Here is a 12,874-nt window from a genome sequence, read left to right on the forward strand (position 1 = left end):
GGGTGCAACATGAACTGGATTATCGTTTTAGTTATTTTAGTTGCTATCGTTGCTTGGATGGCTTGGACTTATTTTAGTCTCCGCCGTGCAGCGAAATTTATTGATAATGCTGAGTTTGAAAGCATGATTCACACAAGTCAATTGATTGATGTGCGTGAGGCTGGCGCTTTCAAAACAAAACATATCATGGGAGCTCGTAATCTTCCAGCTAGTCAAATTCAACTCTCAATGTCTGCTATTCGTAAAGATAAACCTGTTCTTTTATACGATAGTAGCAGAAGTTCAGCACTTCCACGTGTTATTAGAACACTTAAAAAAGCAGGCTACACTAATCTTTATGTTCTTAAAGATGGCTTTGACTACTGGACAGGAAAAGTTAAAGAAAGTTAATCATTTACCAACATATGGAATTTGAAAAAGAAAATTTAAAGAGAAAAAACGATGAGAGTAAGGATGCCCTGAAATCAAAATACCTCAAAAATCAGATTTTTCAATTGGATTTGGAATTAAGCCAAGTAACAGACGAAGATGATAAAAAGAGACTTGAAGCGTTACGCAATGTTTACATCGAAAAATTGCAAGAAAACAAGAAACGTCGTTTAATCAGGATTCTTTTAATCAGTCCATTGGTTTTCTTGGCTCTGATTATTTTGTATCTCGTCACAGCTTTCAATCGCGAAACAACCGCCAATAATAAGGCGGAATGGTCGCCATCTACAACGGCTACGTCAACAAGTACATCTAGTTCTTCAAGTTCATCAAGCACGAGCGAGACCAAGACCTCTTCAACGATAAAACAAGGTGTCCCTGCGGAGCTTGTTGGAGATTGGAAAACAGCTGATTTTGACGGAGTTATTCTGACAATTAGTGAAGATGGCACAATGACTAAAAATCAGTCTAATTATATTGTTACAGAGCGTGTTTCTGGTTATGAAGAAGTGGCACAAGGTGTCTATCGTTTTTATCCTGCTGATGGAAGTGATAGTGAAGCCATCGGGGCACTTATTTTTGGTGGTATCGGTGGTAGTTACCAAACAACACCAAAATTTGCTTCGGGAATTTATGTCAAAAATGGCTATATTTATCCACAATTCTGGACAACAACCTCTAGCAAATTCACTTATTCGTTAAATACTAATCTCAAATTAGTATCAACCGACCAAGCAGCTGTTGCTGATGCCATTGATACTAAAAATTTAACGACTGAGCAAGTGGAAGCTTGGGTTCTTGCCATTTATGCTTCGCAAAATCAATTATCTGATGAAGATAAAGAGAATTATTTTGTAAATGTCAAAGCATATGATGACAATTTGGTTTATGCTAGTGTCCGTAAAAACAGCGATTCAAAAACACGTTTAGCCTTATATCGTGTTAATGCAGACGGCTATCTTGAACAAGGCACACTCGAAGCAACAAATTGGAGCGTTGTCAGCACCGCTTATGTCGAATAAGACAATGCTGAAATAGTTAAAACATAACAAAAGATGGGACGTGGTTCCCATCTTTTTTGGGTTATGGAAAGAGGAAGATTGGTGATATCAATGTTTTCTGAGGAGGAGAAGTTTTGATTGAAAATCACCAACCAAAGCAGCAGTTTCTTGATTAGTTCCGTTTAGGGCGATTGGAACAGGCATACCACGATATTTCAACAGACTGCCACTGACAGTTTGATTGTCCACAATATCATATGTAGTTTTAGAATCTACAAAAGGAAGGGTGAATGTTTTGCTGGTACTTTGATTAATATCAGCTAGGATTGAAAAGTACCCAACCAAGATAATCTGTGGACTTTGAAGCGCCCAAATGTGCTGGTTTGGACGCTTCAGAACTTGGTAGAAACGTCCAGTCATGATGTCATGTCTAAGGTTTTTGTACAGTGTAATCTGCTGTTTTATAATATTTTTTGAGTGTTCGTCTAAACTTAATAAATCCAGTTCATAGCCAAGAATTCCAAAAATAGCAACGTTGAAACGTGTCTCTAAAGGGGTAATACGTTGAATTTGACCATTTGGAACTTGAGAGACGTGGTTAGAGAGGCAAGTGATTGGGTAGGCAAGAGCAGTATTTTCTTGAATATCCAATCTGGCAATCGCATCGGTATTGTCGCTAACCCAGATTTGAGGGCTATAATAAAGAATACCTAAATCAAATCGTCCGCCCCCTGATGCACAACCTTCAATGAGGAGATTTGGGTAACGTTCAAGTAATTTTTCGTATAATTGATAAACACCTTGAACATAGCGATGGAAAAATTCTCCTTGTCTGATGCCGTTTTTGGCGAGATAATTGGAATAAACTTCGGTTAAATTTCGGTTCATATCCCATTTGAGATAATCTAGTTGTGTTTCATCGATAATTCGAGACATTTGTTCAAAAATATTTTTGACAACAGCTGGATTGGTAAAGTCAAGCACTAATTGACCACGACCGTATGAATAACGTCCTTGTGGTGGCTCAACAATCCAATCAGGATGCTTACGATAAAGCTCGGTATCCTCGTTAACCATTTCGGGTTCAAACCAAAGACCAAATTGTAACCCCATTTGGTGAATTTTTTGGGCAAATACTTGTAATCCATTTGGAAATTTTTCAGGATTTGGGTACCAATCACCTAATGATGAGCGGTCGTTGTTGCGTTTAGCAAACCAACCATCATCAACGACAAAACATTCAATGCCCAATGCTACGGCTTCTTTAGCAAGGGTTAAAAGCTTGTTTTCATCGAAATCAAAAACGTAAGTCTCCCAGCTATTTAGTACAATTGGTCGCTCTCGTTTTGTCCAGAATGGAGAAATGATATGTTCAGAAATAAAATCAGCGTTTTCTTGTGCTAAGCCATTGAGACCGTCTTGACTAAAACTTAAAACAGTTTGCGGTGTTGCAAAATTTTCATTTGGTTTTAGTTGCCAAGAAAAAGTATAAGGTGAAATCCCACTCATTAATCTTGCTTGATTCCATTCATTAACATCGATTTGTTGAATGAAATTACCAGAATAAACCAAGTTTGCTCCATAACACATGCCTGTGTCAAAAGTCGTTTCTTTTTTGGCAATAGCGACAAAGGGATTGTGTTGATGACTACTTGTCCCAGTTAAACTTTCGACTTTAAAACTTCCTTGTTGAAGTGGGTATTTTTTTAATTGACGTTCTGAAATCCAAGCACCTGAAAAATGATAAGCTTGATAGTCGTTGGCATCTTCTAGCCAAAAGGTTGAGGAGAGTGCGCGTGTTAAGACAATATCATGTTGTCCATTGTTGTTAATAAGGACGCGTTTGCTGATATTTTTTCCTTTTTTAAAAAAAACATATTCTAAAGTGACTTGTAATTGCAACCCAGCATCTTCTAGCCTAAGGCTTAATATTTCAGCGTCATCATTTAGTCTGACATGTGGTCCAGAATAGGAGAGCTTTTCTTTTTGAGTATCGTAATCAAGGTATTTTAACTCTAAATAGTGTGGGGTATCATGGACGGTCACTTCAAGTGAAGCTTCTTGGAAAGCCGTTGTCCCATAAAGGGCACATTCTTGATGTTTATCAGCTAATGTAAAACTGCTATTTTTGGCATATTTAACAGTGCCAGCAGCTTTGCCTTCTGAGTGTTCTAAAAGGGAAAAGTCATCTTCTTTTAGCACTAATGTTGGACCAAAATACAGTTGTTCAAGTTGTCCATTTGGCATGATTTTGATGAGGTAACTCATATCAGTATTTGACAAGTGAAAAATATTGTTTATTTTTGTAATTGACATGAATACCCCCTAAGCAACCTTTGTGGCAATGTACTTGAGACGTTTGGCTGCTTTGTATTTGAAAACAAAGCGGTATAATAACGAGACAATAAAGAAATTAACTTGCTTGCTTTTATCAGTGAAACTATTAGCTTCTTGATACTCGATTTTTGTCTTACCATTAACTGTCTCAAAAAGAAAACATTGTAAAATATTGCCACCAGCGTAACTACTTGACAGTTTTAAAGAGTGATTTTCTTTCATTTCAATGATGGTTGTTTTACCCCAAACTCTTTCTTTAGTTGTTTTAGTGTAAAATGGTTTCTTGATTGTCATCTGTTCCTGAAGTTGGGTGATGTGGTTATCGTAGTATTTGAAAAATTGTAGTGTTTCCTCAATGACTTCTTGATAAATCACCTCAACAGGACAATCAATTTGTTTAGAGTAGCTTAATACGGTGTTTTCAATCATTTTCTGCCACGCTTTCTGTTACAGGATTAGCTTCATCAGCGAGATATGTTTTGTCAATTGCCATCATGAATGGAAGCCAAATCGCAATAGAAACTGCCACGTTAACCAGTTGTAAAATCCCACCAGCAATAGAGGCTGTTCCAATCCAGCCTGAAAGGAAAACAGGTGTTGTCCAAACAATAGTGACACCAATTGGACGAGGAACAAAACCAAGATAAATAGCATAGTATGACGTTAACACGGTCACAACAGGAGCCAAAATCCAAGGGATGAGTACCATTGGATTTAAAACAATTGGAAGTCCAAAAGTAATCGGTTCAGAAATATTGAAGAAAGCAGGAACAGCTACCATTTTCATTGTGCTTTTTAGGCGAAGTGAGCGTGCTAGGAAAAGTGATATCAGAACAACACCCAGAGTCATTCCGTTACCACCAATAAGTGGGAAAATTCCCATGAAAGTCGAACAGATGATGTGCGGCAACGGTTTTCCAGCTTGGAAGGCAGCATAATTTTCGAGGTTTGATGTTTGCAGTAGTGGCTCAGTAATGGCGCCAACAATCATTTGACCATGAACTCCAAACCACCAAAGGAGTTGGGCAGCGACAACGGCAACGAGAGTAGCAGGCAAGCTTGTTCCAAGACCAACTAAAGGTTGTTGTAAAACATTAAATAAGCAATCAAAAGCATTGCCCCAACTTGTAAAGGTAAAGAGGTAACGAATGGTATTGAAAATCAATAGAGCTGCCGCACTTGGGATAATAGACGTAAATGATGTTGCTATCCCAGGTGGGACTTGTTTTGGCATTTTTATGGTAATTTTTTTATTTTCTAGGTAAGCAAAAATGGCTGTCGCTAAAAATCCAGTTAGGATGGCTACAATCATTCCTTGAGAGCCAAGCTTTGCTGTCGGCATGTAAACTTGACCTTTTACTGTTTTAAATGGAAGAAGTAGTAGGAAAGAGGCTAAACTAACAGCACCAGCATAAATCTTTGAGCATTTAAGATATTTAGCAAAATGATAACCAACACCAAAAGTAACAAATAATGCTGTGACATTCATTGTTGCATTTCCGATTGGACCAAAAAAATCGTTCAAAAAGGTTATGAAACCGTCAGGTAAAAATTTGTCGAATCCAAAGGTAGCGGGTAAATTTTGGATAATCATCATAATAGATGCAAACATTGTGGCTGGGAAAGCAACCATAAAACCATCACGTAAGCTGGTTAGATGCTTGTTTTCGCAAATAGCCGTAGCCAGTGGCATCATTTTTTGCGTGATTTTGTCAGTTAAAGACATAAGTAACCTCCTAAAGTAAAATGGATATTTTTTTAATTCACAAAATTATTGTAAACGTTTATAATATATAAAGATATGGATTTTCGTTTTTTATTTATGGAATTTTGTGACTTTTGGAGAAAGTAATGAAAATTATTAATTATTCTAATGACTGTTATCAAAATGTAGATGTGATGCTTTATAATTACGGCTATGAGGAATGTGATTCTGGGCATTTTTATGGACCTGCCGTCAGAAAAAGTTATATGATTCATTACATTACAGCTGGTAAAGGGATTTTCAGAGTTAATCATCAAACATATGAGTTATCAACAGGCGATGCCTTTTTAATGAAACCAGGTGAGGAAATTTATTATGAAGCTGATAAAAAAGAACCGTGGTGCTATGCTTGGATAGGTGTTCAAGGAGCAAAAATTGAACACTATCTTGATTGTACGACTTTGCTTGAAAAGCCAGTGTTTCATTATGATAAAGACGAACGCTTGGTCAAGATTTATAATCAATTCTTTAAGGCAACAAATGAGCCAGTTTTATTGAGAGAACTTAAAGCTAATCGTGCTATTTATGACTTATTTGCTTTCTTGATTGAAAATTTCCCAAATCATCAATCTCAAGATAAAAAAGATGATTTGTCTTACATCAAGGAAGCTGTCGCTTATTGCAATCTCAATTTAGATAAGCCGATTAAAGTTCAGGAAATAGCTGATTACCTTAACCTCAATCGCTCTTACTTAGCTCGTTTATTCAAACAAAAAACAGGCGTCAGCTTAAAGCAATATCTATCACATTTGCGAATTGAGAATGCCAAAGAATTATTAACAAAAACGGAATTACCAGTCAATGTCATTGCGTGTTCCATTGGATTTTCAGACCCATTATATTTCTCTAAGTTTTTTAAAAAATGGACAGGATATTCTCCAGAAAAATACCGTCAAGTTGAAGTCAATGTTCAAGACAGACAGCAATATGAATTTTTATTAAAATAATACTTTTTACATACTATAGTAGCTAAATCCGTGTCTGAAAACATTTACACTTGTTTTATCGCTGTTTTTTCATAGGATTTGTGGTATAATTCAAAAGTTAGAATAAATTTAAAAAATCGAGGAATCATGACTAAATTAAGAGAAGATATTCGTAACGTGGCGATTATCGCCCACGTTGACCACGGGAAAACAACCCTTGTTGATGAATTATTGAAACAATCACACACACTTGACGAACGTAAAGAATTGCAAGAACGTGCAATGGACTCAAACGATCTTGAAAAAGAACGTGGTATTACAATCCTTGCTAAAAATACTGCAGTTGCTTACAACGGTGTTCGTATCAATATCATGGACACACCAGGACACGCGGACTTCGGTGGAGAAGTTGAACGTATCATGAAAATGGTTGACGGTGTTGTGCTTGTTGTCGATGCTTACGAAGGAACTATGCCTCAAACACGTTTCGTGTTGAAAAAAGCTCTTGAACAAAACTTAACACCAATCGTTGTTGTTAACAAAATTGATAAACCATCAGCTCGCCCAGCAGAAGTTGTTGATGAAGTTCTTGAACTCTTCATCGAACTTGGTGCTGACGATGACCAATTAGAATTCCCAGTTGTTTACGCATCAGCTATCAACGGTACATCATCACTTTCAGATGACCCAGCTGATCAAGAACACACAATGGCTCCAGTCTTTGACACTATCATTGACCATATTCCAGCGCCAGTTGATAACTCAGAAGAACCACTTCAATTCCAAGTGTCACTTCTTGATTACAATGATTTCGTTGGACGTATCGGTATCGGACGTATTTTCCGCGGTACTGTTAAAGTTGGTGACCAAGTTACTCTTTCAAAACTTGACGGTACAACTAAAAACTTCCGTGTTACTAAATTATTTGGTTTCTTCGGACTTGAACGTCGTGAAATCCAAGAAGCAAAAGCTGGTGATTTGATTGCTATCTCTGGTATGGAAGACATCTTCGTTGGTGAAACAATCACTCCAACAGATTGCGTTGAACCGCTTCCAATTCTTCACATTGACGAACCAACACTTCAAATGACATTCTTGGCAAATAACTCACCATTTGCAGGTCGTGAAGGTAAATTCGTTACATCTCGTAAAGTTGAAGAACGCTTGCTTGCTGAATTGCAAACTGACGTATCACTTCGTGTTGAAGCAACTGATTCACCAGATAAATGGACTGTATCAGGTCGTGGTGAATTGCACTTGTCTATCCTTATCGAAACAATGCGTCGTGAAGGATATGAACTTCAAGTATCACGTCCAGAAGTTATCATCAAAGAAATTGACGGCGTGAAATGCGAACCATTCGAACGTGTTCAAATCGATACACCAGAAGAATACCAAGGTTCAGTTATCCAATCATTATCAGAACGTAAAGGTGAAATGCTTGATATGCAATCAACTGGTAATGGTCAAACACGTCTTGTATTCTTGGCACCAGCACGTGGACTTATCGGATACCCAACTGAATTCCTTTCAATGACTCACGGTTACGGTATCATGAACCACACATTCGACCAATACTTGCCAGTTATCAATGCAGAAATTGGTGGACGTCGTCGTGGTGCTCTTGTATCTATCGATACTGGTAAAGCAACAACATACTCAATCATGTCTGTTGAAGAACGCGGTACAATCTTCGTTAACCCAGGTACTGAAGTTTACGAAGGAATGATTATCGGTGAAAACTCACGTGAAAACGACTTGACAGTTAACATCACTAAAGCTAAACAAATGACTAACGTCCGTTCAGCTACGAAAGACCAAACTGCTGTTATCAAAACACCACGTATCTTGACGCTTGAAGAATCACTTGAATTCTTGAACGATGACGAATACATGGAAGTAACACCAGAATCAATCCGCTTGCGTAAACAAATCCTTGATAAAAACTTGCGCGCTAAAGCAGCTAAGAAGAAAAAATCTGCAGAGGAGTAAAACAGTCCAGAGGACTGTTTTAGGTCCGAGCCTAAAAACGAAAAAGCGAGGAAATCTGTTAGATTAAATCAAGTCTTCGCCTAAAAATAAGTAAGCGAAGAAGTCCAGAGGACTGTTTTAGGTCCGAGCCTAAAAACAAAAAAGCGAGGAAATCTGTTAGATTAAATCGAAGTTTCGCTTAAAAATGAAAGGGCGAAGCGAATAACAAAACAGTTTAAAACTGATAAATTGAATTGTAAAAGAAAGGAGTTATGAATGTTTTATTTAATCGTTGCTATTTTGATTGTTTCGTATTATTTTTTCATGGCTCCAAAAACAATTCGCAGCACTTTAAATATGATTGGTATGGTGGGAGCAGTAGCTTTATTGCTCGTTTTGGCAGCTATGAGTTTTGTCAAAATTATGCAATCACCACCAGAAATCTTTCTTGGACTTGCTATGGTTGCCTTAGGATTCTTCGCCATAAGAGATGTCTATCGCTTACCGTCTAAGAAAGATGAAAAAAAGCATTATAGCAAGAAAAGCTGAGGGATACTCAGCTTTTTTCGTATCTTGGTCAGCTTTGTGGCGGGAAATGTCGTAAAATATTGAAAAACACCTTAAATAAATGTAGAATATTATTATACTTGCAATGTTAGAATGGATGTATGATGAAAACAATTAAAACATTTGAAAATAAAAAAGTTTTGGTACTTGGTTTGGCAAAATCTGGTGAAGCCGCAGCACGACTCCTTGAAAAATTGGGCGCTATCGTTACTGTCAATGACGGTAAACCATTCGATGAAAATCCTGCTGCACAATCACTGCTTGAAGAAGGAATCAAAGTTATCTGTGGTAGCCACCCGTTGGAACTTTTGGATGAAAATTTTGAATTAATGGTTAAAAACCCAGGTATTCGATACGATAATCCAATGGTAGCACGTGCTATCGAAAAAAATATTCCAGTTATCACAGAAGTTGAGCTAGCTTACATGATTTCAGATGCCCCAATCATTGGAATTACTGGTTCAAATGGTAAAACAACGACAACAACCATGATTGCTGAAACACTTAATAACGGTGGTAAATCTGGGCTTCTTTCAGGAAATATCGGTTTTCCTGCTTCAGAAGTTGCGCAAACAGCAACAGATAAAGACATTTTGGTTATGGAATTGTCTTCTTTCCAATTAATGGGAACAGATACTTTCCACCCACATATCGCTGTTATTACTAACCTTATGCCAACTCACATTGACTATCATGGAACTTTTGAAGAGTATGTTGCAGCAAAATGGAACATTCAAAAGAATATGACTGCTGATGATTTCGTCGTGCTTAATTTCAACCAAGATTTGGCAAAAGAATTGGCACAAAAAACAGCTGCCCAAGTCGTTCCATTTTCTACAACTGAAAAAGTTGACGGTGCTTACTTAGACGGTGATACGTTGTATTTCAAAGGTGAAGCTATCATGAAAGCTTCAGAAATCGGTGTGCCAGGTAGCCATAATGTAGAAAATGCTTTGGCAACTATTGCCGTAGCAAAATTATCAGGAATCGCAAATGATGCTATCAAAGAAACCTTGACTCATTTTGGTGGCGTAAAACATCGTCTTCAAGCACTTGGTGGGATTAATGGTGTTAAATTCTACAACGATTCAAAATCAACTAATATTTTAGCAACTCAAAAAGCCCTTTCAGGCTTTGATAATTCAAAAGTGATTTTAATCGCTGGTGGCCTTGACCGTGGAAATGAATTTGACGAACTTGTTCCAGATATTACTGGGGTTAAATTAATGGTTATCCTTGGTGAATCAGCTCCGCGTGTCAAACGTGCAGCTGACAAAGCAAATGTTCCATATGTTGATGCCAAAGACGTTGCAGACGCTGCTCGCATTGCTTATGACAAAGCTGAAGCTGGTGATGTTGTTCTCTTAAGCCCTGCTAATGCTAGCTGGGATATGTACAAGAGCTTTGAAGTTCGTGGTGACGAATTTATCGCAACCTTTGAAGCAATTAAAGGAGAATAAACATGGCTAAGAAAATTGTCTTTACTGGCGGTGGAACCGTTGGTCATGTGACGTTGAACCTTATTCTTATCCCAAAATTTATCAAAGACGGTTGGGAAGTTCATTACATTGGCGACAAAAATGGCATTGAGCATGAACAAATCACCAAATCAGGTCTTGATGTGACTTTCCATTCCATTGCAACAGGAAAATTAAGACGTTATTTCTCATGGCAAAACATGCTTGACGTTTTCAAAGTATCATTTGGAATTCTACAATCATTGGTAATTATTGCTAAAATTCGACCACAAGCCCTCTTTTCAAAAGGAGGATTTGTGTCAGTTCCACCAGTCATTGCTGCTAAGACGTTAGGCGTTCCTGTATTTGTTCATGAATCTGATTTGTCTATGGGCTTGGCAAATAAAATCGCCTATAAATTTGCGACAACAATGTACACAACTTTTGAACAAGCTGAAGGCTTAGCAAAAGCAAAACATGTTGGAGCGATTACAAAAGTCGGCAGTAAAGTTGACTATGATGACAGTAAAATTGAAGAGATAAAAAATCATTTTGACCCTAATTTGAAAACACTTTTGTTTATTGGTGGTTCTGCTGGGGCACGTGTTTTTAATGATTTCATCACTAATACTCCTGAATTAATCGAGCATTTCAATGTTATCAACATTTCAGGGGATAAACGTTTGAATGGTTTAAGTCAAAACCTCTATCGTGTTGACTACGTCACAGACCTTTATCAACCTTTGATGGATATGGCTGATGTGGTTGTGACACGAGGTGGTTCAAATACTATCTTTGAATTGGTTGCAATGCACAAATTGCACTTGATTGTTCCTCTTGGAAAAGAAGCCAGTCGTGGTGACCAATTAGAGAATGCAGCTTATTTTGAGAAAAAAGGCTATGCTCGTCAGCTTGCTGAAGAAAAATTAACCTTTACTAATCTTGAAGAAGAATTAGCTCAACTTTTTGCTCACGAAGATAGTTATAAAACAGCAATGGCGACTTCAAACGAAATCAAATCACAAGATGAATTTTATCATCTCATCACGCAAGACATCTCTAAAACCGCAAAAGGAATGTAAATGACAAAAGAGAAAGAGCAAGATAAAAAAGAATCTAAAACTCAAAATGACGAAAAGCTTGCGCTGACAGAATGGCAAAAACGCAATATTGAATTTCTGAAGAAAAAAGAAGCTGAAGAAGCTGAGAAAAAGAAACGTCAAGAAAAATTACGTTTAGAACGCACGCCGCATGTCAAAAAAGAAGATGACGACGAGGAAGAAAAAGACTCCCAGTCTGAAAAGAAAGCTGACAAAGCGACAACCAACGGTGATGCTGACGAACAAGAAATTGTTTCTAAAAAAGAGAAAAAACAAAAAGTAAAACAAGCTAAAAAAGCCAGAAAAGAAAAAAAGAAAAAAGAGAAAAAGGAGCTCACGCCACTTCAAAAAGCGAGACGTCGTGCTTATCCTGTTCTTATTGTTGCTGGTGCAGTTTTGCTAATATCGCTCTTTTTGGTAACGCCTATTAGCAAGCAAAAAACAGTCACAGTTTCGGGAACATCAACAACAACTTCTGATGCTGTTTTGACTGCGTCGGGCATAAAAAGCTCAGATTATTTCTTCTCGCTGATTTTTAACCATTCAGCGTATGAAAAAAGCATTTTGAAAAACGATAAAATGGTCAAAGAAGCAAAAATCGTTTATCATTTTCCGAATAAATTCACGATAAAAGTGAAAGAATATGATATTGTGGCTTATGCCCAGACGGATGATGGCTACCAACCAATTCTTGAAAACGGAACTCACCTTGATGTTGTTGGGGCGTCTGAATTACCTGATACTTTCCTGACTATCAATCTTTCTTCTGAAAGCGATATTCAAAAATTGATAAAAGCTTTTTCAAAACTAGATAAAGATTTGGTTAGCCAAATTCAAATTGTTAGCTCTGCGAATTCTTCGACGACAGCTGATTTACTTCTTTTGGAAATGCATGATGGCAATACTGTTCGTGTACCATTGTCAGAAATTGTTGAGAAATTACCTTACTACACGAAAATTAAGGGAAATCTGACAGAAGCCAGCATTGTTGATATGGAAGTCGGTATTTACACAACGACAGAAACTATTGAGTCCGAAGCTGCCGCTGAAAAAGAAAGTGCTAGCTCAGAATCAAGTGATGAAAATACAGAGTCTAGCGATACCGAATCAACAACAGAATCTAGTGAGGAAACTCAGACAGAATCAAGTGATACAGAAGTATCAACAGAAGCATTTGCAGTAGATGGTGCTAGCGATAATAACCCTACTACAGAGGAAAATCCGAATAATATGACATCTGGTATGCAGGTTGGTCAACAATAAAATTAAGTTTCTATAACAAAAAACGTAAAATGATAACATTTTACGTTTTTTTATGATA

11 protein-coding genes are annotated in these 12,874 nt (G+C 37.4%); 8 read left to right on the forward strand and 3 right to left on the reverse strand.

Annotation, left to right across the window (positions count from 1 at the left end; all coding sequences use genetic code 11):
- Positions 1-9: 9 nt before the first annotated feature.
- Positions 10-390 (forward strand): rhodanese-like domain-containing protein, encoded by a 381-nt coding sequence (locus BTR42_RS03560; protein WP_003063685.1) that lies wholly within the window; start codon positions 10-12, stop codon positions 388-390.
- Between the two features lie 14 nt (positions 391-404).
- Positions 405-1,451, forward strand: coding sequence for a hypothetical protein (locus BTR42_RS03565; protein WP_077496446.1), 1,047 nt, complete (start codon positions 405-407; stop codon positions 1,449-1,451).
- Positions 1,452-1,538: 87 nt separating this feature from the next.
- Here the strand turns inward: BTR42_RS03565 and BTR42_RS03570 are convergent, their stop codons facing one another.
- From BTR42_RS03570 to BTR42_RS03580, 3 genes are read right to left on the reverse strand one after another with little or no spacing between them, the layout of a single operon-like run.
- A complete protein-coding gene (locus BTR42_RS03570; RefSeq protein ID WP_077496448.1) occupies positions 1,539-3,746 on the reverse strand; it encodes an alpha-galactosidase in 2,208 nt (735 codons plus the stop codon).
- Between the two features lie 9 nt (positions 3,747-3,755).
- Positions 3,756-4,196, reverse strand: coding sequence for a hypothetical protein (locus BTR42_RS03575; protein WP_009853685.1), 441 nt, complete (start codon positions 4,194-4,196; stop codon positions 3,756-3,758).
- On the reverse strand, positions 4,189-5,493 hold the full coding sequence (locus BTR42_RS03580; RefSeq protein WP_077496450.1) for a PTS sugar transporter subunit IIC: 1,305 nt from the start codon (positions 5,491-5,493) through the stop codon (positions 4,189-4,191). Before BTR42_RS03580 ends, BTR42_RS03575 begins: the two co-directional genes overlap by 8 nt.
- 125 nt (positions 5,494-5,618) lie before the next feature.
- On the opposite strand from BTR42_RS03580, the gene BTR42_RS03585 reads away from it, so the two are divergent.
- The 6 genes from BTR42_RS03585 to BTR42_RS03610 all read left to right on the forward strand — a co-directional run bounded on the left by BTR42_RS03585 (position 5,619) and on the right by BTR42_RS03610 (position 12,816).
- Positions 5,619-6,479, forward strand: a complete 861-nt coding sequence (locus BTR42_RS03585) for an AraC family transcriptional regulator (RefSeq protein WP_013642812.1) — start codon at positions 5,619-5,621, stop codon at positions 6,477-6,479.
- Between the two features lie 126 nt (positions 6,480-6,605).
- Positions 6,606-8,450, forward strand: coding sequence for a translational GTPase TypA (gene typA, locus BTR42_RS03590; protein ID WP_009853688.1), 1,845 nt, complete (start codon positions 6,606-6,608; stop codon positions 8,448-8,450).
- 255 nt (positions 8,451-8,705) lie between these two features.
- Positions 8,706-8,978, forward strand: coding sequence for a DUF3165 family protein (locus BTR42_RS03595; protein ID WP_003063692.1), 273 nt, complete (start codon positions 8,706-8,708; stop codon positions 8,976-8,978).
- A gap of 122 nt (positions 8,979-9,100) precedes the next feature.
- Positions 9,101-10,456, forward strand: a complete 1,356-nt coding sequence (gene murD, locus BTR42_RS03600; RefSeq protein WP_014619977.1) for a UDP-N-acetylmuramoyl-L-alanine--D-glutamate ligase — start codon at positions 9,101-9,103, stop codon at positions 10,454-10,456.
- 2 nt (positions 10,457-10,458) lie between these two features.
- The gene (locus BTR42_RS03605; protein WP_077496452.1) at positions 10,459-11,535 is read left to right on the forward strand and encodes a UDP-N-acetylglucosamine--N-acetylmuramyl-(pentapeptide) pyrophosphoryl-undecaprenol N-acetylglucosamine transferase; all 1,077 of its coding nucleotides are present in this window, start codon (positions 10,459-10,461) and stop codon (positions 11,533-11,535) included.
- A complete protein-coding gene (locus BTR42_RS03610) occupies positions 11,536-12,816 on the forward strand; it encodes a cell division protein FtsQ/DivIB (RefSeq protein WP_077496454.1) in 1,281 nt (426 codons plus the stop codon). It abuts the gene before it with no gap.
- Positions 12,817-12,874 lie beyond the last annotated feature (58 nt).

Origin of the sequence: Streptococcus gallolyticus subsp. gallolyticus DSM 16831 (assembly GCF_002000985.1) — a bacterium.
Taxonomy (GTDB): domain Bacteria; phylum Bacillota; class Bacilli; order Lactobacillales; family Streptococcaceae; genus Streptococcus; species Streptococcus gallolyticus.